17 protein-coding genes and 2 pseudogenes are annotated in these 22285 nt (G+C 63.7%); 12 read left to right on the top strand and 7 right to left on the bottom strand.

Features of this window, described 5'->3' with window-relative positions:
* Positions 1–4: 4 nt before the first annotated feature.
* Positions 5–748 carry a FadR/GntR family transcriptional regulator gene (locus tag PDMSB3_RS26020; RefSeq protein ID WP_007176899.1) on the top strand — a complete coding sequence of 248 codons (744 nt, stop codon included), beginning with the start codon at positions 5–7 and terminating at the stop codon, positions 746–748.
* 122 nt (positions 749–870) lie between these two features.
* On the opposite strand, the gene PDMSB3_RS26015 is transcribed toward PDMSB3_RS26020, so the two are convergent.
* Positions 871–2454: an aldehyde dehydrogenase (NADP(+)) gene (locus tag PDMSB3_RS26015; protein WP_007176898.1), complete on the bottom strand. Its 1584-nt coding sequence runs from the start codon at positions 2452–2454 to the stop codon at positions 871–873.
* A 221-nt stretch (positions 2455–2675) separates the two neighbouring features.
* Between PDMSB3_RS26015 and PDMSB3_RS37960 the strand changes: the two are divergent.
* A pseudogene (locus PDMSB3_RS37960) lies at positions 2676–2792 on the top strand (2-dehydro-3-deoxyglucarate aldolase); the annotation flags it as partial.
* Here PDMSB3_RS37960 and PDMSB3_RS26005 read toward each other — a convergent pair.
* Both PDMSB3_RS26005 and PDMSB3_RS26000 read right to left on the bottom strand, forming a co-directional pair.
* Positions 2786–4078: an MFS transporter gene (locus tag PDMSB3_RS26005; RefSeq protein WP_165188165.1), complete on the bottom strand. Its 1293-nt coding sequence runs from the start codon at positions 4076–4078 to the stop codon at positions 2786–2788. The pseudogene PDMSB3_RS37960 and the gene PDMSB3_RS26005 sit on opposite strands and share 7 nt — an antisense overlap.
* A 29-nt stretch (positions 4079–4107) precedes the next feature.
* A complete protein-coding gene (locus PDMSB3_RS26000; protein WP_007176896.1) occupies positions 4108–4944 on the bottom strand; it encodes an NAD-dependent epimerase/dehydratase family protein in 837 nt (278 codons plus the stop codon).
* 413 nt (positions 4945–5357) lie between these two features.
* Here PDMSB3_RS26000 and PDMSB3_RS25995 point away from each other — a divergent pair, with 413 nt between their 5' ends.
* The gene (locus PDMSB3_RS25995; RefSeq protein WP_035516565.1) at positions 5358–5897 is read left to right on the top strand and encodes a DUF2867 domain-containing protein; all 540 of its coding nucleotides are present in this window, start codon (positions 5358–5360) and stop codon (positions 5895–5897) included.
* A gap of 147 nt (positions 5898–6044) precedes the next feature.
* Here PDMSB3_RS25995 and PDMSB3_RS25990 read toward each other — a convergent pair whose 3' ends face one another.
* Complete coding sequence (locus PDMSB3_RS25990) at positions 6045–6866, bottom strand: alpha/beta fold hydrolase (protein WP_007176894.1); 822 nt, start codon at positions 6864–6866, stop codon at positions 6045–6047.
* A gap of 154 nt (positions 6867–7020) precedes the next feature.
* Here PDMSB3_RS25990 and PDMSB3_RS25985 point away from each other — a divergent pair, with 154 nt between their 5' ends.
* The 5 genes and pseudogenes from PDMSB3_RS25985 to PDMSB3_RS25965 all read left to right on the top strand — a co-directional run bounded on the left by PDMSB3_RS25985 (position 7021) and on the right by PDMSB3_RS25965 (position 11155).
* Positions 7021–7284, top strand: a complete 264-nt coding sequence (locus tag PDMSB3_RS25985; RefSeq protein WP_157187692.1) for a hypothetical protein — start codon at positions 7021–7023, stop codon at positions 7282–7284.
* Positions 7285–7428: 144 nt separating this feature from the next.
* Positions 7429–8845 (top strand): annotated as a pseudogene (locus PDMSB3_RS25980) (cytochrome ubiquinol oxidase subunit I).
* Positions 8846–8886: 41 nt separating this feature from the next.
* Complete coding sequence (gene cydB / locus PDMSB3_RS25975; protein WP_007176892.1) at positions 8887–9891, top strand: cytochrome d ubiquinol oxidase subunit II; 1005 nt, start codon at positions 8887–8889, stop codon at positions 9889–9891.
* Complete coding sequence (locus tag PDMSB3_RS37955) at positions 9866–10069, top strand: hypothetical protein (RefSeq protein ID WP_007176891.1); 204 nt, start codon at positions 9866–9868, stop codon at positions 10067–10069. The genes cydB and PDMSB3_RS37955 overlap by 26 nt, the downstream gene beginning before the upstream one ends.
* Positions 10070–10399: 330 nt before the next feature.
* The gene (locus PDMSB3_RS25965; RefSeq protein ID WP_007176890.1) at positions 10400–11155 is read left to right on the top strand and encodes a response regulator transcription factor; all 756 of its coding nucleotides are present in this window, start codon (positions 10400–10402) and stop codon (positions 11153–11155) included.
* A 51-nt stretch (positions 11156–11206) separates the two neighbouring features.
* On the opposite strand, the gene PDMSB3_RS25960 is transcribed toward PDMSB3_RS25965, so the two are convergent.
* Entirely contained in the window at positions 11207–13162 is a 1956-nt protein-coding gene (locus PDMSB3_RS25960; protein WP_007176889.1) for an ATP-binding response regulator, read from the bottom strand.
* A 299-nt stretch (positions 13163–13461) separates the two neighbouring features.
* Here PDMSB3_RS25960 and PDMSB3_RS25955 point away from each other — a divergent pair, with 299 nt between their 5' ends.
* Positions 13462–14253 carry a hypothetical protein gene (locus tag PDMSB3_RS25955; protein ID WP_165188163.1) on the top strand — a complete coding sequence of 264 codons (792 nt, stop codon included), beginning with the start codon at positions 13462–13464 and terminating at the stop codon, positions 14251–14253.
* Between the two features lie 204 nt (positions 14254–14457).
* Complete coding sequence (locus PDMSB3_RS25950; protein ID WP_165188161.1) at positions 14458–17916, top strand: alpha/beta fold hydrolase; 3459 nt, start codon at positions 14458–14460, stop codon at positions 17914–17916.
* A 44-nt stretch (positions 17917–17960) separates the two neighbouring features.
* On the opposite strand, the gene PDMSB3_RS25945 is transcribed toward PDMSB3_RS25950, so the two are convergent.
* Both PDMSB3_RS25945 and PDMSB3_RS25940 read right to left on the bottom strand, forming a co-directional pair.
* Positions 17961–19373: an FAD-binding oxidoreductase gene (locus PDMSB3_RS25945; protein WP_007176886.1), complete on the bottom strand. Its 1413-nt coding sequence runs from the start codon at positions 19371–19373 to the stop codon at positions 17961–17963.
* Positions 19370–20359 (bottom strand): isopenicillin N synthase family dioxygenase, encoded by a 990-nt coding sequence (locus PDMSB3_RS25940; protein ID WP_007176885.1) that lies wholly within the window; start codon positions 20357–20359, stop codon positions 19370–19372. Before PDMSB3_RS25940 ends, PDMSB3_RS25945 begins: the two co-directional genes overlap by 4 nt.
* Before the next feature lie 302 nt (positions 20360–20661).
* On the opposite strand from PDMSB3_RS25940, the gene PDMSB3_RS25935 reads away from it, so the two are divergent.
* Both PDMSB3_RS25935 and PDMSB3_RS25930 read left to right on the top strand, forming a co-directional pair.
* Positions 20662–21489, top strand: a complete 828-nt coding sequence (locus tag PDMSB3_RS25935) for a transporter substrate-binding domain-containing protein (RefSeq protein WP_007176883.1) — start codon at positions 20662–20664, stop codon at positions 21487–21489.
* A 124-nt stretch (positions 21490–21613) separates the two neighbouring features.
* On the top strand, positions 21614–22264 hold the full coding sequence (locus PDMSB3_RS25930; protein WP_007176882.1) for an amino acid ABC transporter permease: 651 nt from the start codon (positions 21614–21616) through the stop codon (positions 22262–22264).
* Positions 22265–22285 lie beyond the last annotated feature (21 nt).

Below are 22285 nucleotides of genomic sequence, written 5' to 3'. Positions count from 1 at the left end.
TTCGATGGCTACACCACTGGCATCCGCGGCACCGCCACGACGCGCTCGTAATCTTGCCGAGTTCGTCGTCAGCTACGTCACCGAGCAGATTGCGTCGAACGCCTTGAAACCCGGCGACAAACTACCCACCGAGTCCCAGCTCATGGTCACGCTGAGCGTGAGCCGGACCGTCATTCGTGAAGCCATCTCGCGTTTGCAGGCGGGCAAGATCATCGAGACGCGGCATGGTATCGGCAGTTTCGTGCTGGAACCGCCGCGCGAAAAACTGGGCATCGACATGGTGCCGGCCACCACCTTGCGCGACGTGCTGTCGATCCTGGAACTGCGCATCAGCCTCGAAACGGAATGCGCGGGGCTGGCCGCCCAGCGCGCCAAGCCGGACGACCTCGCGCGCATGCGCACCGCGCTCGATGCGATCGAAGCCACGCGCCACAACGGGCTGGACAGCGTCGACGCCGATCTGCAGTTTCATATCTCAGTGGCACGCGCTACCGGCAACCGCTATTTCGTCGATATCCTCACGCAAATGGGCAGCGCGCTGATTCCGCGTAACCGGCTCGACTCCGCAGGCATTGCGCGCGCGGAACCGGACGCGTATCTGTCGCTCGTGAACCTCGAACACGAAAGCATTCTCGAAGCGATCACCCGGCACGACGCGGAAGGCGCGCGCGCGGCCATGCGCATGCATCTGTCCAACAGCCGCGAGCGCTTGCGGCGTGCGAACGAAGCGGCTGAAGCGAATAGCTGAGTCGATTCGTCACCGCGAAGTCATCGCGCGGTGGCCGTGAACACAAAAAGAAATGGCCGAGATCGAATAGACCCCGGCCATTTTTCATTTCACACGATCACCGATCGCGAATCACCCGGCACTCAGCTGCGCGTGATCTCGCCATCGCGGCGGCGCCACAGGTTCAGCGGGTTGCCGTCGGCGAGCGCCTCGGGCAACAGATCGGCCGGGAAATCCTGATAACACACCGGGCGCAGGAAGCGCTCGATCGAAGTCGTGCCGACCGAAGTCGCACGGCTGTCGGATGTAGCCGGGAACGGGCCGCCATGCACCATCGCGTGCGAGACCTCGACGCCCGTCGGGAAGCCGTTCACCAGAAGCCGGCCGGCTTTGCGTTCGAGAATCGGCACCAGCTTCTTCGCCGCCGGCAAATCGGCGCTGTCCATCTGCACCGTGGCGGTCAACTGACCGGCGAAATGTTCGGCGACCGTGAGCATTTCCTGCTCGTCCCTGCAACGCACGATGGTCGACGCCGGGCCGAACACTTCGTCTTCCAATGCGGGCGTGGCGAGGAACGTCGGCGCATCGGTCACGAACAGCGCCGCGCGAGCCTGCGTCGGGCCGGTTCCTTCGACGCCGTGCGCCACGGCCTCCACGCCTCTCGTCGCGGCCAGCTTGCCCTCGCCCTCTTCATAAGCGGCATGGATGCCGGACGTCAGCATGGTTTGCGCGGGCTTGCCGCTCAGCGCGTCGGACGCGGTTGCAACGAAGCCCTTGAGCGCGTCGCTGTCGATTGCAATGGCGAGACCCGGATTGGTACAGAACTGACCGGCGCCGAGCACCAGCGAATCGACGAAGCCACGCGCGATGCTCTCGCCGCGCTGAGCCAGCGCATTCGGCAGAAGGAACACCGGATTGATGCTGCTCATTTCCGCGTAGACCGGAATCGGCTCGGCACGCGCCGCCGCCACGCGCATCAGCGCGATCCCGCCCGCGCGCGAACCCGTGAAGCCCACCGCCTTGATCGCCGGATGCGCGACCAACGCCTCCCCCACAGAGTTACCGGCACCGACGATCAGCGAGAACACGCCTTCAGGCAAGTCCATTTCCTGCGCGACACGCTGGATCACCCGTCCGACCATCTCCGAGGTGCCCAGGTGAGCGCGGTGCGCCTTCACCACCACCGGGCAGCCGGCCGCGAGCGCCGCGGCGGTGTCGCCACCCGCTACCGAAAACGCGAGCGGGAAATTGCTCGCGCCGAACACGGCGACCGGGCCGAGCGGAATCTTCTGCATACGCAGATCGGAACGCGGCAACGGCTTGCGCTCCGGCAGCGGCGAATCGAGCGTGGCGGCGAGCCATTGTCCGGCGCGTACGACTTGCGCGAACAGTTTGAGCTGGCCCGTCGTGCGGCCGCGCTCGCCTTCGAGACGCGCCTTTGGCAAGCCCGACTCCTGGTGCGCCCGCTCGATCAGCGCATCGCCCAATGCCGTGATGCCGTCGGCGATGCGCTCGAGAAATTCGGCGCGCACTGTCAGCGGCAACTGACGGTACGGATCGAAAGCCTGCCGCGCGAGCTCACAGGCCTCGCCAACGTGGGCGACAGAGCCGCTGCCGAAAACCGGCTCCGCGATGTCCGATCCCGTGACAGGATTGAACGCATGCAATGGTTCTTCCTCGCCGCGTACCGCTTTGCGACCGATCAGCATTTCGCCGGTGATAGACATTTCGCATTCCTTGGATAGAGACCTAAGATATAGGTCATCCTACAACATATCGAGATGTGCGCGCAACCGAAACGCTTGTCTGGCGAGGAATTCGGGTTTACGTGGCCGCCACCAGCGGTAAGGCCAATGCCAATCTGAAAACCTAGATATACGACGACCTATAACAAACTTTGACGGTCGTTGGAGCTAGCCGATCCATCGTCGTTCGAGGAAAACAGCCCATGCCTGCCCTCACGCCCTATCAGCCCTTACCCAATAGTTTTCGCCGAGCGGTGCGCGGTGGCGAAACCCTGATCGGCTGCTGGGCGTCGCTCGCCAGCCCGATCGTGACTCACTTGGCCACCGCGCTCGCCTGCGTCCAGCGCGGCTCGGGCGTCCTGTCGGCGCCTTTCGCCAGCAGGCACACCACCGCCGCCGCGATAATGTCGAACACCGCCAGCACGACGAACAACGGGCTGTAGCCGATCTGCGTGACCAGCACGCCGAACAGCGCCGTGAACGCCGCCGCGCCCAGATAGCCCGCCATGCCGCCCATGCCAGTCGCAGTAGCGACTTCATTCTTGCCGAACATATCGGCCGTAATTGCATACAGCGCACCCGACAAGGTCTGATGCGCAAACCCGCCGACGCACAGCAGCGCCACCGCCGCATACGGGCTCGCCACCAGACCGACGCAGGCCGGCCCGATCATGCACAGCGCGCCGACCACGAACACCATCTTGCGCGACGTGAAGAGCGACACTTTGGCGTACTTGTGAAACAGCGGACTCAGATAGCCGCCCAGCACGCAGCCGATGTCAGCGGCCAGAAACGGCATCCACGCATACAACGCGACTTCCTTCAGATTCATGTGACGCTCGGTCATCATGTACAGCGGAATCCACGCGTTGAAAGTCTGCCAGGCCGGTTCGGAGAGAATGCGCGGAATGCCGATTGCCCAGAAGTCGCGGCTGCCGAGCATGGCGAACCAGCTGCGCTTCGCGGCGCCGGCGTCGCTGTGCTTTGCTTCCTGGCCGCTGAGAATGTAGTCGCGCTCGGCGTCGCCCAACAGCTTCTGCTTGCGCGGATGTTTGTAGAGCACCATCCACAGCACGCTCCAGATAATCCCGGCCACGCCGACGATCACAAAGGCCAACTGCCACTCGCCATGCAACAGCGCCCAGACCACCAGCGGCGGCGCCAGCAGCGCGCCGATCGACGAGCCGATGTTGAACCAGCCGATCGCCACCGAACGCTCCTTGGCCGGGAACCATTCGCTCGTCGCCTTGACGCCGGCCGGAATGCCGGCCGCCTCGGCAAGACCGAGCACACCGCGGAAGAACGCGAGGCTGCGCCAGCCGGTCGACCACGCCGCCGCCGCGCACGCCAGCGACCATGCCAGGGCGAACGCCGCAAAGCCGATCTTGGTGCCGATGGTGTCGATCACATAGCCGGCGACCGGCTGCATGAATGCATAGCAGAGCTGCCAGGCCACGACCACGTGCGAATACTGCTCCGTGGTGATGTGGAGGTCTTTCATCAACGTCGGCGCGGCTACCGACAGCGTATTGCGCGCGAGGTAATTGATGATGAGCCCGGCCGCGACCAGGCTGACCATCCACCAGCGGATGCCCTTGATCTTCATTACTGCGTCTCCTCGTAATTCTGGACCGCTCAAACAGGCCGCGTGGCGGAAGCGGCCAGGCCGTCCGGGCCGGCGTCATCGCGCGAATAATCGATGCCCACAAAGCCGCCACCCTGGAAGCGCTGGCCCAACGCGTCGAGCGGATTCGGGCGCGCGAGAATTTCTTCGGCGTAGACCTCGGCGTTTTGCGCCGGCTGATAGCCCAGACGCTCGGCGCCGCTGTTGTCCCACCAGCTGCGCGTATTGGCCGACACGCCCCAGATGGTCAGGAAGCCTATGTTCTCCGCCTCAACACAACGGTCGAGAAAATGCAGCAGATCGCGATGACCGAACCAGGTGCTCAGATGGCGGGGCTCGGTCGGCCGCTCGAGGCAACTGCCGATGCGCACGCAAACACTCTCGATGCCGTGCTTGTCCCAGTACATTCTCGCCAGCGCTTCACCCCACACCTTGCTCAGGCCGTAAAAACCGTCCGGGCGCAGTTCGCAGTCGAGGCTGAGATGCTCGGTAACGGGATACATGCCGATGGCGTGATTCGAACTGGCGAACACGATGCGCCGCACGCCTTGCCGGCGCGCGCCCTCGTACACTTCGACCAGCCCGCGCAGATTGTTTTCGATGATCTCGGGCAGCGGACGCTCCACGCTCGTACCCGCGAAATGGATCAGAACGTCGACACCTTCGAGCAGCCGGTCCACGACCGCGGGGTCGCGCAGGTCGCCGTGCATCACGTCCTCGCCTTCCACGAGCGGCACGAGGGCCTTCGAGCCCGCGGCCGAGCGCAGCGGCGTGCCGCGCGCGACCAACGCAGCGCGTACTACTGAGCCTAGCTGGCCGCCTGCTCCACTCAGAGCAATCTTTTTCATAGGGTTCCTTTGCTGCACCGCGCGCGATCGAACTTGGATACTGCAATCGCTTCGGTCATGACGGCATGCTCTGCCGAGCTTAAAATAGTTGTACGATAACGTACTATCATCGATGCGGAAGCTAAATTCAATTAGGCACTTACCCTTATTTCAGCCTCGACACATCCAATTCTCTCCTTGCAAACAACGCACTATGCCAATTTAATTTATGTGACGTCATATAACTTGAGGTATGCTTTTCCATCTGAATTGGGCACATGGGAGCCCCCGCGTGCCAGCCCCGCACTGCCGTCCCTCAAGGGCGCGTAGACCTGAACGCAAACGCTCACGCGCGAGCCGAGCCGCCAGCGATGAACCGGCGCCGCGCCTTCTTCGATTCCGTCGATTCCATTTGCCAGCCCCGCACACCACCCATGCTCACAGCCCACTGTTCCGTGCAATCCGTCGCCCTGCCGGCTGAATCGGGCGTCGCCCGTCTATACCAGGCACCGGACCTCGCCGACGCATACGCGGTCCGCCTGCCCGACAATGCCATCGACGATCCGGAATCGCTCGCGCGCTTCGTGTTCGGGCATCAGGCAGCGTGGGTCGCGAAGCTGATGGGATTGCGCGATGCGATCGTCGCGCGTTTCGGACTGAAGACCTCGACGCAGTTGCGCACTCGCGATCCGGCGAACGCAAAGGAGCGCGTCGACATCTTCAGGATCTACACGCGTAGCGCACACGAGATCATCCTCGGCGAAAACGACCGTCATCTCGACTTCCGCGTGTCGCTACTGCAGCAAAGCCGAGACACCCGCGAAGGCCGCTCGCGCTATCTGATCCTGTCCACCGTCGTGCATTGCCACAATCGACTCGGCCGCTTCTACATCCTCGCGATCGCGCCGTTCCACCGGCTGGTGGTCCGCTCGTCGTTGCGACGAGCGGCGCGCGTCGGCTGGCCGACTGTCTGAGCAGTCCGGGACGCGGGCACCTCATCAAGCATGGCCTGCGATTCGGCCTGCGATTCGGCCTGCGGTTCGGCCTGCGGTTCGGCCTGGAGCGCGGCTGGGCACGCCGGCCCATCCACCGCCCGCCGCACCCGTAACGTCAACGCATTACTACGATCCGATGAACTCCAGCAGATCGGCGTTCACCTTGGGTGCCTCGACGGTGCACATGCCGTGCTGTCCGCCCGGATAGACCTTGAGCGTGGCGTTCTTCACGATCTTCGCGGTCAGGCGGCCGGCGGCGTCGATCGGCACGATCTGGTCGTCGTCGCCATGCAGCACCAGGGTGGGCACGTCGATCTTCTTCAGATCCTCCGTGTAGTCGACTTCGGAGAACTGCTTGATGCAGTCGTAAAGCCCCTTGATCGAGCCGGCCATGCCCTGGACCCAGAACGAATCGATCACGCCCTGCGACACCTTCGCACCCGGACGGTTGTAGCCGTAGAACGGCAGCGCGAGATCCTTGAAGAACTGCGAACGGTCGTCTTCCACGCCCTTGCGGATGCCGTCGAACACCTCGAGCGGCGTGCCGCCAGGATTGCTTTCGGTCTTCAGCATCAACGGCGGCACCGCGCCGATCAGCACGGCCTTGGCCACCCGCTGCGTGCCATGCCGGCCGATGTAATGCGCGACTTCCCCGCCACCCGTGGAATGGCCGACGAGCGTGGCGTCCTTCAGGTCGAGGTGTTCGATCAGCGCCGCGAGATCGTCGGCGTAGGTGTCCATGTCGTTGCCGTCCCACGGCTGTTGCGAGCGGCCGTGACCGCGCCGGTCGTGTGCGATCACGCGAAAACCTTTGCTGCCCAGAAACAGCATCTGCGCGTCCCAGGCGTCCGCGGTCAAAGGCCAGCCATGCGAGAAGACGACCGGCCGGCCCTTGCCCCAGTCCTTGTAGAAGATTTCCGTACCGTCTTGCGTCTTGATCGTGCTCATCTGCGGACTCCTTTCAGGTGAAGTCTGCCGTTGCCGGCAGGTGGATGAAGCGTGCTCTCAAACCATTCGCGTGGCAGGCGGCACAGCATGCGTTACACCACACGCCGATGACGGATTCGCGACACACCCAGGCAATCAGACCGGAGGGTCGGCTTTGACTATTTCGAAGCGGATAACGGGAAAAAATACGGGAATGGCTATACGGCTTATGCGTGTGAGTAGCATGCGCTCTTTTGAAAAACGCTGCCGTCTGGCTACCGGCAAGTCAAAACGCTCGACCACGCCCCTGCGACGTTGCTGCGCCGCGGTCGATTGCCGCAGCTCCGGCCCGTCGCGCGCCGACGCCGTGCGCGAAGGCAATCAGGAAAACTTGATGCCCATCAACGGTTTGCTGTCTCAAAAAAGAAAATCAGCATAAAACAAGGTGGTTTTTTGACGCACATCGCACCGCAGCAAAGTTTCCCCTCATCCCCTACTCTTGCGCCATCTGCCCAGCGCAGTGCGCACCGACAACGGTCGACGCGCGTAGCCCGCCTTCGCGGTCATCACGCACTTCACGCTCATGAACTCCGCTCTATCGGCATTCGATCTCGCCCGCATCCAGTTTGCGTTCACTGTCTCGTTCCACATCGTTTTTTCCGGCGCTCAGCATCGGTCTCGCCAGCTTCATTGCCGTCCTCGAATGGCGCTGGCTGAAAACCGGCAAGGCGTACTACAAAGACCTTTGCCTGTTCTGGTCGAAGATCTTCGCGGTGGCCTTCGGTATGGGCGTCGTGTCCGGCGTCGTGATGAGCTATCAATTCGGCACCAACTGGTCGGGCTTCTCCAGTTTCGCCGGCCCCGTCACCGGGCCTCTTCTCATGTACGAGGTCATGACCGCATTCTTCCTCGAAGCGGGCTTCCTCGGCATCATGCTGTTCGGCTGGCAGCGCGTGAGTGCGCGCGCGCACTTCGGCGCCACGCTGATGGTGGCGATCGGCACGCTGATCTCGACCTTCTGGATTCTCGCCTCCAATAGCTGGATGCAAACGCCGCAAGGCTTCGAAGTCGTGAACGGCCGCGTCGTGCCGCTCGACTGGTTCAAGATCGTGTTCAATCCGTCGTTCCCGTACCGGCTCGCGCATATGGCGCTCGCGGCGTTCATCGTCGCGGCGCTGGTGGTGGCGGCGGTGGGCGCGTGGCATCTGCTGCGCGGACGGCGCGATCCTGCCGTGAAGAAGATGTTCTCGATGGCGCTCTGGCTGCTGCTGATTCTCACGCCGATCCAGGCTTTCGTCGGCGATCAGCATGGTCTGAACACGCGCGAATATCAGCCGGCCAAGATCGCCGCGATCGAAGGCCTGTGGGACACCGAAAAAGGCGGCACCGCGCTGAACCTGTTCGGCATTCCCGACATGCAGGCGGAAACCACGCGCTATGCCGTGTCGATTCCGCATCTCGGCAGCCTGATCCTCACGCATAGCTGGGACGGCGAGATTCGCGGCCTCAAGGAATTTCCGCCGCAAGACCGGCCGAACTCGACCGTGGTGTTCTGGAGCTTCCGCATCATGGCGGGCCTCGGCGTGCTGATGATCCTGATGTCGGTCGCCGCCTGGGTGCTGCGCCGCCGGGGCAGCCTGTTCGAATCGAAGTGGTTCCAGCGCGTGGCCGTGGCGATGGGCCCGACGGGCTTCATCACTCTGCTGGCCGGCTGGGTCACGACCGAAGCGGGACGTCAGCCGTGGGTCGTGTACGGCGTGATGCGCACCTCGCAGGCCGTGTCGCCGCTGACCACGCAGCAGGTCGGCATCTCGCTGATGGCCTTCGTAGTTGTGTACTTCCTGGTGTTCGGCACCGGCATCTACTACATGCTCAAGCTCATGCGCACGGGCCCCGCTCTGCCGGGACACACGCCGCATGGCGCGCCGGAACAACGCTCACCGAACCAGACCGCGCGCCGCCCGCTCTCCGCCGCCGATCACATGATCGACGCCGCCTGAACCCACCCTGCTTCAGCAGCTACTTGCGATAGAGAAAGAACATGGACGTAACCGTAGTGTGGGCCGCGATCATCGCGCTGGGCCTTTTCATGTATGTGGTGCTGGATGGCTTCGATCTGGGCATCGGCATCGTCTTCCCGTTCTTCCCCGATGAGAAAGAACGCGACCTGATGATGAACACCGTCGCGCCGGTATGGGACGGCAACGAAACCTGGCTGGTGCTCGGCGGCGCCGGTCTGTTCGCGGTATTTCCGGCGGTGTATTCGACCGTGCTGTCCGCGCTGTATCTGCCGCTGATCTTCATGCTCGTGTGCCTGATCTTTCGCGGCGTGTCGTTCGAGATTCGCGCCAAGGCCAATCGCACGAAGCATCTGTGGGATCTGGCGTTCATCGGCGGCTCGGCAGGTGCGACGTTCTTTCAGGGCATCGCGCTGGGCGCGTTCCTGCAAGGCATTCCCGTGATCGATGGTGCGTATGCGGGCGACGCCTTCGGCTGGCTCACGCCGTTCAGCCTGCTCACGGGTCTCGGACTCGTCGTCACGTACGCGCTGCTCGGCTGCTGCTGGCTGGTGGCGAAGACCGAAGGCGATCTGCAGCGCCGCCTGCATCGCGTGGTCTGGCCGCTGACGATCGTGCTGCTCGGCTTCATCGCGATGGTGAGCCTCTGGACGCCGCTGCAGGATCCGAATATCGCGCAACGCTGGTTCCACGACGGCCTCTTCTACCGTCTGCTGCCGGTGCCGTTCCTCGTGGCGGTCTGCGCGTTCTTCATGTATCGCGCGGTGCGTGAGCGGCATCACAACACGCCGTTCGCGCTCGCGCTGCTGCTGGTGCTGCTCGGCTACGCGGGGCTGCTGGTGAGCCTGTGGCCGTATGCGATTCCGTCGAGCATGACGCTGTGGGAAGCGGCCGCGCCGCGTTCGAGCCAGATGTTCACGCTGGTCGGCGCAGCGGTGATTCTGCCGATCATCATCGCCTATACGACGATGGGTTACTGGGTATTTCGTGGCAAGGTGCGTCATGGCGACCAACATCACTATCACTAAGCAGGCCGGCTCCGGCGCAACTCGAAGCGGGACTCACGGCGCATCGCCCGCGCCGTCGCGCAAACTGCCGGGCTGGCTGTGGTTCATCGCGCTGTGGTGTTTCGGCGTGGGCTCGGCCATGTCGCTCGGTTTCGCATTCAAGATTCTGATGAATGCGACGTTATTTGCAATCAAATAGCAACTGCTTTCGTGTGATTCGATCCGGTGCGCATAACCTTCGGAATCCTGCATGGCCGGCTTCAAAAAAGGGGCGTTCGGCTCGTCTACCATGCAAGCCGGAACCTATGCGCGGGAGACCTGCCTTAGACATCATGCAGTGCATCGGACCAGATGGCGATTTAACAAATAAGCAGTCACATAAGCGGCAAACCCGAAGGTGCGCCGCGCCACCGGTCGGGCATATGATCGCGGGGTGGGCAGCAATGATGCGATTCACGAGGCTAGAAGTAAAACGAGACCCTATAACGGCGGCAGCCCACATTGGGCTGGCCCGACTCGCGGAGCCATCATGAAGTTTCTCGTAGCCGACGACCATGAACTGATCCGCGAAGGCGTCAAGGGCATGCTGCGCGGACTCGATCCCGACGCCCAATTCGACGAAGCCGACAACTGGGAAACGCTCGCGACCCTCGCGCGTCCCGACGCCGATCACGATCTTGCCATCGTCGATCTGCATATGCCCGGCATGAGCGGCGCCTCGTCGCTCGAAGTGCTGCTGAAGGCGAACCCCGCGCTGCCGCTCGTCGTCCTCTCAGCGGAAGAATCGCCCGACGAAATGCGCGCGGTGCTGGCCGCCGGCGCACTCGGCTTCGTGCCGAAGCGGCAGCCCGCCAGCGTCATGCTCAAGGCGATCGAACTGGTGCTCTCAGGCGGCGCCTACGTGCCGATGGAAGCCCTCAGCCTGCTAGGCACGCGTGACGCGCAGGCCGAAGCGGGCGCCAATCCGTCGCTGCAAGGCATGGTTGCGGGCGGCGCGCAAGCGCCCAGCCAGGCCGGCGCCGCGCTGACGGAACCCATCGCGCAGATTCAGGCGTTGCAGCCGCACCAGCAGCATCTGCTGGAAAACCTGTCGCCGCGTCAGCAGGACATCATGCGGCTCGTGCATCGCGGCTGGACCAACAAGATGATCGCGCGCGAGCTGGGCGTCGCGGAAGGCACGGTGAAGGTGCATCTGTCGGTGATTTTCCGGGCGCTCGGCGTGCACAACCGGTCGACGGCGATCGCCGTGATCAACGGCTGGCTGGAAGCCGGGAAAACCCTTTAGTGCGAGACCGGCGACAGGCGGTGTTCGCGCCGCCTGTTCGCGTCTACGTGTCTACTTTTGCGGTTCGCTTTGCGACGGCGCGCTTTCGTACCGAGTGCTCTGGGACTGGCTCTGCGATCCCATTCCCGCTCCACCTTGCGGCACGCTCGCGGCAGCCTGCATCGCGCCACTCGCCGGCCAGCCGCCCACCTCTTTTCCCGTCGGGTCCGCGCGCAGTTCCGGCGCGGCCGCCGCCCGCCCCTTGTCCAGTTCGGCCTGCTGCCACAGCATCTCCAGCGTGCGCCGCAGGCGCGCCGGCGTGACCGGCTTGTGAAGTACCGGAATCCCCTGCAAGGCGAGCGCCGCCAGTTCCGCCGACGCCATGTCGCCCGTGATGAGCAGCGTCACCACGTTGTCGTGCCCCGCATGCGCGAGCGCGTTGCGCACCGCCGTCAACGCCTGCGCGCCGGTGCGGTGATTCGCCAACTGGTAATCGCACAGCACGGCATCGGGCACGAAGCCGCCTTCGAGCGCCGCGAGCGCGTCGGCCTCGTCGCGCGCGCCGAGCACGCTGCAACCCCAACGGCCCAGCAGACTGACGAGGCCTTCGAGAATCGACGGATCGTCGTCGATGCACAGCACGCACCGCCCTTGCGCCGAGGGACCGCCCGCCACGGCTTCGTTCAGGCTCGCGACGATACCGCCCGCATCGCCCGCCTGCACCGGGAAGCGAAACGCCGAACCCCGCCCCGGCGCCGAGCGCAGTTGCAGCTTGCCGCCGAGCATCTCGACGAGCCGCTTCACCGTCGGTAAGCCCAGACCGTGACCCTGGCGCGCGTCGCGTTGCGGATTGGCGACCTGATAGAACTCCTCGAAGATGCGCTCCTGCTCCTCGACGGGAATGCCGATGCCCGAGTCGCGCACCTCGATATAGCCGCCCGCCGGCCGCCCCGCGCGGCGCACGCCCAGCCAGATCGCGCCTTCTTCGGTGTAACGCACCGCGTTCGAAAGCAGATTGCTCAGTACCCGTTCGAGCAGCACGGGATCGTCGTGCACGACCATCGTGGTCGGCGCGATGCGCAGCGCCAGGCCTTTAGCGGCCGCCTGCGGGCGGTACTGGCTGCCGACCCGTTCGAACAGTTCGGACAGCCGGAAATGCAGCCGGATCACCTGCGTCACGCCGCTTTCGAGCCGCGCCAGATCGAGCACCTGATTGAACAGCTGGTTCAGCGCCTCGACGTTGTAGACAATGTGCTCGGCGGTCTTCGCGTGCTGCGCGGGCGTCGCCGCCGCGTCGTTGAGCGAGGCCGCGAGCAGGCCGATGGCATGCAGCGGCTGGCGCAGATCGTGACTGGCGGCGGCGAAAAAGCGCGTTTTGGCGAGGCTTGCTTCTTCGGCCACCTGTTTCTGCGCGGCCAGCGACTCCGCCAGATACTGCTGGTCGACGCGCGCCTGCACGACCTGCTGGAACAGCTTGCGGTAACTCAACGCATAGACGTTGATCGCGCAGAAGAAAAACGCGAGGACGATAGCGAGAATCGTGCGGTCGAACGTATGCGTGCCGAAATGCATGACGATCGAGGGAAACAGCAGAAACGGAATCGCGGTCGAAAAATTCAGCAGGTCGAAGCCATTCGACATGAACACGCCCGCGGCCAGCGTCACGAGCATGACCGTATGCAGCAGCGGCAAATCGGTTTGCGGGCTCTGGAACGCGAACCACACCGCGATGCCCGGCGCGCTGTAGAGCAGCACGCCGCGCAGCGCATGCAGATAGATCCAGCCGCGCGGCGAGACGAGCTCGGGATAGCGGCGATTGCAGATCCACAGCGCGAGACTGCCGCAATTGGCTGCGGCATAAAAACCGAAGCAGGCGATAAACAGCGGCGGCGACGGTATGTTCGGCCAATAAATCGCCACCAGCACCGCGATCGAAAACCAGTGCGAAAAGAAAGCGATCGGATCTTGTGCGTACAGCACGCGCACCAGGTCTTCGTCGATGGCACGCTGGATCGGGTCAGCCCGCATTACGCGGTCTCCTGTTGTCGATCGTCGATCGGAGTTGGCGCTCCGGCGCCTGCTCTGGTCCCGTGCACCGGACAGCTCCGGCGCAACCCCTTTCTCTTCAGACGAATAAGATGCATTTTTCCGGATGGTTTACCCGGCAGTTTACCCATCAGCTACCACTTAATCCATATAGGCGAAGCCGCCGCCGGAAACCATACTGGGCTCACATTCTCCAGCGCGGCTTCAAAGCTCCACCATCCACACCCCGCCTGCAGTTCGGGCTCACCGCGCTCGTTGCCTTACCCCTTCTGGAGGTTTTCATGGGCGCAGTTCCTAGCCACGAGTTCGTCCGCAATCTCGACGATGCGATTCTGCCGGATTTGTGGCGCCGGCGTACCCGGTTATCCGGCGACGAAATGGTGTCGATGGTCGAACTGGTCAAGCGGGCATTGCGGACCTATCGCCCGCTCGAGTTGCAGGCGCTCGGCGAGGACAAGGAAGAACTGGTCGCCCAGTTCATCTACGCGAAAGTCCTGCGCCTCGCGCCCGGCCATACGGAAACCCGCGCCTGCGCCGACAGCGCGCCATCCAACGGCTACGCACTGTGCGCGTATTTCCGCCGCTATCTGATCGACTGCCTGCGCAGCGCCGGCCATCAGCGCAACGTATCGATGGAAAACGAAGGCATGGCGCAGGAAATCGATCTGCATGCGCAAGCGCTGGAAGACCCGGTAGAAAGCGTGCTGCTGCAATACGGCCTCGACGAACAGCGTGTGCGGCTCTCGGCACGCGCCTTTATCGAGAGCCTCGACGAGCCGGAGCGGATCGTGCTGGCCGGCAGCCTCGGCTGGTGCTCGGAAGGCAAAGGCGGTCTTTCTGCAGTCGCAGCGCAGCATCGGGTGCCCTCTTATCACTATCGCGCCGTCAAGCTCGGCGTCACCATGAAGAAGACGGCCGGCGCCGAGGATTTTTCCAATACCAAGATCGGCCGCTGGCTCGCGGACGAGCTCGGTATCGAGATCGACGTCGACAATCGCCCGGCTATTCTGCTCGCGCTGAACCTGCTCGCCGCCGAATCGAGCGACAGCGAAATGAACGAAGCAGCCGCCTGACAGCATGCGGCCACGCGAGCGCCGGCCGGCCGCGCCGTCTCAAGAGACCGCGGATGCGGCACAACAGAGTCGTGCGCCACGTACGATGCGCCTTTTTTTGTTCGCGCGCACCACCTAGGATAAAAAAGCCGTCGCCGCACGCCGTCTTGCTTCCGAAGTCCTGGTTGTCTTTCCCCGCACTCCATTCCAGACGAGGTGGTCGTGATGAACCGCTTATCGAGCGCCGTGACCGCAATTCAATCGCATTACGACGTGGTCGTGGTGGGTTCCGGCTACGGCGGCGCGATTGCCGCGTGCCGCATGGCGCGCGCCGGGCGCCGCGTATGCGTGCTCGAACGCGGGCGCGAATTCATGGCCGGCGAATTTCCCCGTACGCCGTTTCAGGGCGCCGCACAGGTGCAATACAACACGGCGGTGGCCCATATCGGCTCGCCGCTGGCATTGCTCGAAGTGCACGTGAACGAAGACGTGAACGCGGTAGTCGGCTGCGGTCTGGGCGGCACCTCGCTGATCAACGCGAACGTCGCGCTCGAAGCCGACCCGCGCCTGTGGGACGACGCACGCTGGCCGGCCGCGTTGCGTGCCGACAAGGCCGCGCGCGACAAAGGCTATGCGCTTGCCCGTGCGATGCTGCAACCGTCGCCGGTGCCGGAGGATTATCCGGCCTTGCCGAAACTGCAGGCGCTCGAAAAGTCGGCGCGGGCGCTCGGCATGGAAGACCGCTTCACGCGCCCGGATATCACCGTCACTTTCGAGGACCGCGTGAACGCCGCGGGCGTCGAGCAGAAGGCTTGCGTCGGCTGCGGCGACTGCAATTCGGGTTGCAATTACGACGCGAAGAATTCGACTCACATGAACTATCTGCCCGACGCCGTGGCCCACGGCGCGCAGATTTTCACCGGAACCGCCGTCCATTCGGTCCGGCGCGACGCGGCCACGCGGAAATGGATCGTGGGCTACCAGTTGGTGAGCCTTGGCCGCGAAAGCTATGGCGCGCCCGATCTGTTCGTGAGCGCCGATATCGTGATCGTGTCGGCCGGCACGATCGGCTCGACCGCACTGCTGCTGCGCTCGCGCAATCAGGGGTTGAGCGTCTCCGGCATGCTCGGCAGGCATTTCACCGGCAATGGCGACGTGCTCGCCTTTGCGTACAACACCGAGCCCGTGATCAACGGCGTTGGCTGGGGTTCGCACGAGCCGGGTGATATCCCGCCGGTCGGGCCGACCATTACCGGCCTCATCGATCATCGCAATATGGCCAACGTAAGGGACGGCTATGTGATCGAGGAAGGCTCGCTGGCCGGTCCGGTGGGCGCGGCGCTCGTCGGCCTGCTCGGCGCCGCCGCGCCGCTCGAAGGCGTGGATGTCGCGCCGCGTTCGTTGCCGGAACAGATCGCTTACGACGCCCGGGTGTCCGAGAGCTTTCTGCGCGGCCCCTATCACGGCGCGCTCAATCACACGCAAAGCTACCTCGTCATGGCGCATGACGACGAAAACGGCCAGATCGACGTGGACGACAAAGGCCAGCCGCGCATCGTGTGGGAAAACGCGGGCAAGCAGCCGATCTTTCAGGTGGTCGAGGAGGCGCTCAAGCAGGCCACCGTGCCGATCGGCGGCAAATACCTGCGCAATCCGATCTCCACCGACATTGTCGGCAACCGCACCGTCACCGTGCATCCGCTCGGCGGCTGCGGCATGGGCGAGGACGCGGAGCACGGCGTAGTCGACCACATGGGCCGCGTGTTCAGCGGCGCCACGGGCACTGCGGTGCACGACGGTCTGTACGTGATGGACGGCGCCGTCATGCCAATGTCGCTCGGCGTCAATCCGCTCCTCACCATTTCCGCGCTGGCCGAACGCAATTGCGAGCTGCTGCTGGCCACGCATCCCGTGACCGCCGACTCGGCCGACGGCGCGGCCGCCGCGCCGAGCTTGCCGCCTGCGCCGACGCCGGAGCTCGCGTCGTCGTCGTTGACGCCGTCCTCGCCGCAGAAGATCGGTCTGCAGTTCACCGAAACGATGATCGGCACCTACACGCCGGTCGCGGCGGGCGAGGTCGGCGCGATTCCGATCGAGTTCACGCTGACGGTCGAATCGGAAGATCTCGCCGATATGATCAGCAATCCGCAACATCTGGCACGAACCGCCGGCACGCTGACCTGCCCCGCGCTCTCCTCGCAGCCTATGACGATCTCCAACGGCACCTTCAATCTGTTCGTGGTCGATGAGTCCGACGTGGACGAGCGCAACATGAATTACCACATGACGCTCAATTCGACCGAAGGCAAGACGTACTATCTGAGCGGGCAAAAGATCATCACGCGCACCTCGCCGATCAATTTGTGGGAGCAGACCAACACGCTTTACGCGGAGATTCGCGAATCGGCGCAAGCCGATGCACCGCTGCTCGGCAAGGCGACGCTCATCATCACGCCCGAGAATTTCCTCAAGCAGCAACGCACGCTCGAAGTCACCCATGCGCCCGATCTAAAGACCCGCCTCGAGTGGACCCTGAAATTCGGCAAGTTTTTCGCGGGCGTGCTGTTCACCGAATATGGCGGCGTGGCCGCGCCCTTGCAGTACTACGACCCGAAGGCCGAGCCGCGTCTGAAGCGCGCGCTGCGCGCGCCGGCGCCGCAGGTGGTCTTCTTCGACACGCCCGATGGCACGACGCTGAGGCTCACACGCTACCTCGATCCCGCGCTCAAAGCCGCGCGCCCGGTGCTGCTGATTCACGGCTCCGGCGTATCGAGCCGCATCTACTCCACCGACCTGATCGCGACCAACATGGTCGAATATCTTTGCGCATCAGGCTACGACGTGTGGCTCGTCGATCTGCGCGTCAGCATCGAAATGCCGAGCGTGCTCGTGCCGACCAACGTCGACAAGGTCGCGCGCGAGGACATTCCGGCCGCGGTCGCCAGAATCCGCGAACTGACCGGTGCGCCGGAAATTCAGGCGCTGGGGCACTGCATGGGTGGCCTGGCGTTGAGCATGTCGTTGCTGTACGGACTTGAAGGCGTGCGCTCGGCGGTCATCTCGCAGGTGTCGGCGCACCCCGTGCCGGGTACGTTGCAGAAGATCAAGGCCGGCCTGCATATTCCCGACATCATGCAGCATCTCGGCGTGCGCGACCTGACCGCCTATACCGAACACGAGTCGTGGCCGCAAAACCTGCTCGATGAAGCGCTCAGGTTCTACCCGCTCGATCACGACGAGGGTTGCGGCAATCCGGTCTGCCACCGCGCAACGTTCCTGTACGGCCTGCTCTACGAACATGAAAAACTCAACGAGACGCTTCATGCGAACCTGCAGGAATTGCTCGGCGTGCACGACGTTTCGGTATTCAAGCATCTCGCCGCGATGGTGCGAGCCGGTAAAGTGGTCGATGCAGCCGGCGAGGACGTCTATCTGGCCGGAGCGGACGGCATGAAGGGGCTGGAAGGCATGCGCCGGCCAATCGGCTTCATTCACGGGGAAAGGAACGAAACCTATCTGCCGGAAAGCACGCTACGCACTTACGATCTGTTAACCGGGCATTTCCCCGAGCAGCCCTACGAGCGGCACATCATTCCCGGCTATGGACACATCGACTGTATCTTCGGCAAACACGCCGCCGTGGATGTCTATCCGGTGATCGCGAAGTATCTGGACGCGCATTGACGAAGAGCGGGCGCGCCGTCACCACACGCGCAGGCGCAGGCCGCTCAGAACAGCTTGCCCGGATTCAGAATGCCGTGCGGGTCCAGCGCGTGTCTGATCGCGGCCATTGCAGCCAACTCCGCCGGCGAGCGCGAAATCGGCAAGAACTCGCGCTTGAGCAAACCAATCCCGTGTTCCGCCGACACCGAACCGTGCAGCGGCCCGAGCATGTCGTAGACGAACGCGTACACCGCATGATGATCGACGCCGCGGATCGAATGTCCGTCCACGGTGACATGCAGATTCGAATCACCAATATGCCCGAAGAAATACGACGCATTGCCCGGCCAGCGCTGATCGAGCGCCGCGCGGCAGCGGTCGACGAAGGCGCCGATCTCGCCGATCGGCAGGCTCACGTCGAAGTTGATCGCATCGAGCCGCACCGGAAACTCCGCCGTGCATTCGCGAATCGCCCATAGCGCGCGCACGTCGGCCACCGACTGCGCGATCACGGCGTCGCGGATCGCGCCGGCCTCCAGCGCTGCGGTCAGCGCGGCGGAAAAGCGCTCGCCGCCGTCGTCCGAATCGAAGCTCGCGTGTTCGATCAATGCATAGAGCGGATGCCCGTCGGCGAACGGTGAGCGCGTGCCGGTCAGCTTCACTCCGAAGTCGTAGAAGTCCGGCCACATGATTTCGAACGCGCCGATATCGTTGCCGAATCGCGTGGACAAACGGCGCAGCAGGTTCACGGCGGCGTCGTAGCCGTCGAGCGCAACCAGCGCGGTATGGCGCGCGGCACGCGGCGGATGCAATCGCAACACGGCGCGCGTGATCACGCCAAGCGTGCCCTCCGAGCCGATGAACCAGTGTTTGAGGTCATAGCCGGTATTGTTCTTGACCATCTTGCCGAGCGACGTCAACACGTCGCCATTGGCCAGCACCACTTCGAGACCGAGCACCTGGTCGCGCGCGGTGCCCGACTGGATCACCCGGTTGCCGCCCGCGTTGGTCGCGAGATTACCGCCGATCTGGCAGGAACCGCGTGCGCCGAGATCGAGCGCGAGTTCGAAGCCGGCTGCGGCGGCGGCTTCCTGTGCGGCTTGCAAGGTCGTGCCGGCGCGCACGGTCAGCGTGGCGGAAGCGGCGTCCACTTCTTCGACGCCGTCCAGCCGTTCGAGCGACAACGCAATGTCCGTGGCACGCGCAATCGCGCCGCCCGCGAGGCCGGTCATGCCGCCTTGCGGCACCACCGGCTGATGGGCCGCGTGACAGATGGCCAGTGCCCGCGAGACCTGCTCCGTGGTGCGCGGCAGGAGCAATGCCGCGGGCCGCGTCGGCTCGTGGCGTGTCCAGTCGGTCATCGCGCGTTCGCTGATCTGCTCGCCCACGCGTACGCTGTCTTCACCGAGCGCGGCGCGCAGCGCATCGAGTGTTTCGCCAAGCGGTGCTGCGTGATGCGCGGTACTGTTGTCTGTCATGCAGGGGTTCCTTGCGCGCCTTCGGCGGCGCGCTTCTTCCGATAGCCCATCGAGTCGTTGATACGCCCGAGAATATAGTCGCCCGCTGCGACCGGCTGATACTTGAGGTCGGTTTCGTTCGTACCGAGATCGCGCGGATCGACCAGCGCACCGTAAGTCGGATCATAAAACGTCGCGATCGAATAGCGCTCGCGCCCCGACGCATTGATCACGCGATGCAAGGTGGAACGGAAGCGGTCGTTGGTCCAGCGTGCGAGTAGATCGCCGACGTTGACCACGAAGCTGCCTTCGACCGGCGGTGCATCCACCCACGTATCGTTGGCGATTTCCCGCACCTGCAGGCCACCCACCTGATCCTGCCACAACAAGGTGATGCAGCCATAGTCGGTATGCGGCGCGACACCGAACTGATCTTCGTCCGATTGGGGCGGCTGCGGCGGATAGTAGACCATCTGCGTGCGCTGCATCCGTTTGGTATAACGCGGCGCGAAGAATTGTTCCTCCACGCCGAGGCTCACCGCCACCGCGCGCAGCAGATCGGCGCCGCACGCCCCTACCGCTTCATAGTAACCGTACAGCGCGGGACGCAGCTCCGGCATGAAGTCCGGCCAGTTATTCGGTCCGCGCAGCGCCTGACCGGCCAGCACGTCGGGGTCGTCCTCCGGCAATTCGAGGCCGATGCTGAAGAACTCCTTGTAGTCGGGACGTTTGGCCTGGTACATGGTCGCGTCGCCGAGCGCATTGAAACCGCGATGCCGGTGATTGACCGCCGCGCGCCGCTTGGTCTCCACCGGAAACGCGAAGAAGCGGCGCGCCGCCTGCGCGGCGGCGTCGATCAGCGCTTGCGGCACGCCATGATTGACGATGTAGAAGAAGCCGATCGTCGTGCACGCTTCACGAATTTCCTGCGCCACGCGCTGTAAAGCCTGCGGGTCGCCCGCGCGAACGCCGGCGAAATCGATGATCGGAATGCGGGTCACAGGCATCGCATTGCTCCTGAAGGATCGGCTGAATCGACTGATGAAACAGGCACATGAAGACGCACATGAGGCGGGCGCATGAACCGTCTGTTGAAAGACGCCTTCCGCCTCACGCATTGCTGTTGTATATACCGCCAAAAGCGCACTCGCAAGCAGCTTGTCAGCCCCTCGCATAAGGGCTTTTCTCTACTCGCGTGTTTATTTATTTTGCGCGAAAACTGCGGTATATACTGCCTCGCATGACTCGCGCCGAACCCGCTTTCGTGCACCACCTTCGCGCGACACCGCTTTGCCAACCGGAGAATCCCATGAGCATCCTTGCAGGCTGGAAGTGTCGTTTGGTCATGCTGGCGTTGTGCGCGGCAAGCGTCACCGCCCACGCGGAAGACCAGCTCGCCAAAGTGAAAAAAGCCGGCGAACTGGTGGTCGGCACCGAGATGCAGTTCGCACCTTTCGACTTCCTTGAAAACGGCCAGCAAGCGGGCTTCAACAAGGATCTGTTCGCCGAGGTCGGCAAGGAAATGGGCGTGAAGGTGCGCTTTATCGACTTGCCGTGGCCGAGCGTGCTGCCCGGACTGGAAGCGGGCAAGTTCGACATGGTGGGCGGCCCGCTCACCGTCACCAAGGCGCGCATGGAGCGCTACACGTACACGCTGCCGATCGCGGACGCCACCGACGCGCTGCTCAAACGCGCGAACGACTCGTCGCTCAAGCAATCGTCGGATATCGCGGGCAAGACGGTCGGCGCCGGCAAGGGCTCGGCACAGCTCGACCAGTTGAAGGCCTACGTTGCCACGTTGCCGAAGCCGCCTGAGATCCGCGAATACGTCGACAACAATCAGGCTTATGCCGATCTCGCCGCGGGCCGGATCGTGGCGGTGGCGAACTCCATGACCAACATTGCGTATGTGGCCAAGCAGCGGCCGGAAACATTCGCCGTGGTACAGCCGCCGTTCGGCGCCAAAGTGTACTTCGCCTACTGTTTGCGTAAAGACGCGGACAGCAAGCCGCTCGCCGACGCCTTCAACGCCGCGCTCGTGAAAATGCATAACGACGGACGCCTTGCCGCGTTGCAGAAGAAATGGTTCGGCGTCGCAATGGACGCGCCGACGACCATGCCTGCGCCGAACTATTGAGCCTGTTTATCGCTCCACGCTTTGTCAGGCTAACGTTCTGATTTCGATGCACGCGTTTTGATGCAGGCGATGCGGCCCGCGCAATGAGCCGCATCGCTCTTCCGTTCTACCGAGTGCGAAGCTTATGTTCAGCACGACCGTCTTCCTCCAAGGCTTTCCGCTGCTGCTGCACGCGGCGCTCGCCACCATCGGCATTTCGCTGACGGGTCTCCTGATCGGTTTCTTCGTCGCGATCGGCGTGTGCGCGGCGCGGCTTTCGCCGAACCGCGCGGCGCGCATGTTCGGCGGCGCCTATGTGTTCTTCTTTCGCGGCGTGCCGATGCTGGTGCAACTGCTGCTGGTGTACTACCTGCTGCCGTTTGCGGGTATAAACGTGTCGCCGGTTGTAGCGGCGATCAGCACCGTGTCGCTATGTTCCGCGTCCTATATCGCCGAGATCCTGCGCGGCGGTTTTCTCAGCATTCCGCCGGGCCATCTGGAAGCGGCGCGCATGCTCGGCCTGTCGCCGTTCGACATGCTGCGCCGCATTCTCGTGCCGCAAGCATTCCGTTTGACGCTGCCTTCGCTCGTCAATGAAATGGTGCTACTCATCAAGGCTTCGTCGCTGATTTCGGTGGTGGGCGTGGCCGAGTTGACGCGCACCGCGCAGAACATCGCCGCCAGCACCTATCGGCCGCTGGAAGCGTACCTTGCCGCCGGGCTGATTTACTTCGTGATCTGCGGTGCGCTCACACTCGTCGCGCACGCTGCCGAATACCGCTTGCAGCACGCCTGAGCGGCCCTGCGTTCGACACCG

Origin of the sequence: Paraburkholderia dioscoreae (genome assembly GCF_902459535.1) — a bacterium.
GTDB classification, from domain to species: Bacteria; Pseudomonadota; Gammaproteobacteria; order Burkholderiales; family Burkholderiaceae; genus Paraburkholderia; species Paraburkholderia dioscoreae.
This window is presented reverse-complemented; position numbering and strand designations above follow the sequence as displayed.

Coding starts and splice junctions, on each gene's coding strand:
- PDMSB3_RS26000 (WP_007176896.1), bottom strand. CDS start 4,944: ATGAAAAAGATTGCTCTGAGTGGAGCAGGCGGCCAGCTAGGCTCAGTA.
- PDMSB3_RS37955 (WP_007176891.1), top strand. CDS start 9,866: ATGGCGACCAACATCACTATCACTAAGCAGGCCGGCTCCGGCGCAACT.
- PDMSB3_RS26015 (WP_007176898.1), bottom strand. CDS start 2,454: ATGTCTATCACCGGCGAAATGCTGATCGGTCGCAAAGCGGTACGCGGC.
- PDMSB3_RS25990 (WP_007176894.1), bottom strand. CDS start 6,866: ATGAGCACGATCAAGACGCAAGACGGTACGGAAATCTTCTACAAGGAC.
- cydB (WP_007176892.1), top strand. CDS start 8,887: ATGGACGTAACCGTAGTGTGGGCCGCGATCATCGCGCTGGGCCTTTTC.
- PDMSB3_RS25930 (WP_007176882.1), top strand. CDS start 21,614: ATGTTCAGCACGACCGTCTTCCTCCAAGGCTTTCCGCTGCTGCTGCAC.
- PDMSB3_RS26005 (WP_165188165.1), bottom strand. CDS start 4,078: ATGAAGATCAAGGGCATCCGCTGGTGGATGGTCAGCCTGGTCGCGGCC.
- PDMSB3_RS25960 (WP_007176889.1), bottom strand. CDS start 13,162: ATGCGGGCTGACCCGATCCAGCGTGCCATCGACGAAGACCTGGTGCGC.
- PDMSB3_RS25950 (WP_165188161.1), top strand. CDS start 14,458: ATGAACCGCTTATCGAGCGCCGTGACCGCAATTCAATCGCATTACGAC.
- PDMSB3_RS25965 (WP_007176890.1), top strand. CDS start 10,400: ATGAAGTTTCTCGTAGCCGACGACCATGAACTGATCCGCGAAGGCGTC.
- PDMSB3_RS25945 (WP_007176886.1), bottom strand. CDS start 19,373: ATGACAGACAACAGTACCGCGCATCACGCAGCACCGCTTGGCGAAACA.
- PDMSB3_RS25940 (WP_007176885.1), bottom strand. CDS start 20,359: ATGCCTGTGACCCGCATTCCGATCATCGATTTCGCCGGCGTTCGCGCG.
- PDMSB3_RS25955 (WP_165188163.1), top strand. CDS start 13,462: ATGGGCGCAGTTCCTAGCCACGAGTTCGTCCGCAATCTCGACGATGCG.
- PDMSB3_RS26020 (WP_007176899.1), top strand. CDS start 5: ATGGCTACACCACTGGCATCCGCGGCACCGCCACGACGCGCTCGTAAT.
- PDMSB3_RS25935 (WP_007176883.1), top strand. CDS start 20,662: ATGAGCATCCTTGCAGGCTGGAAGTGTCGTTTGGTCATGCTGGCGTTG.
- PDMSB3_RS25995 (WP_035516565.1), top strand. CDS start 5,358: ATGCTCACAGCCCACTGTTCCGTGCAATCCGTCGCCCTGCCGGCTGAA.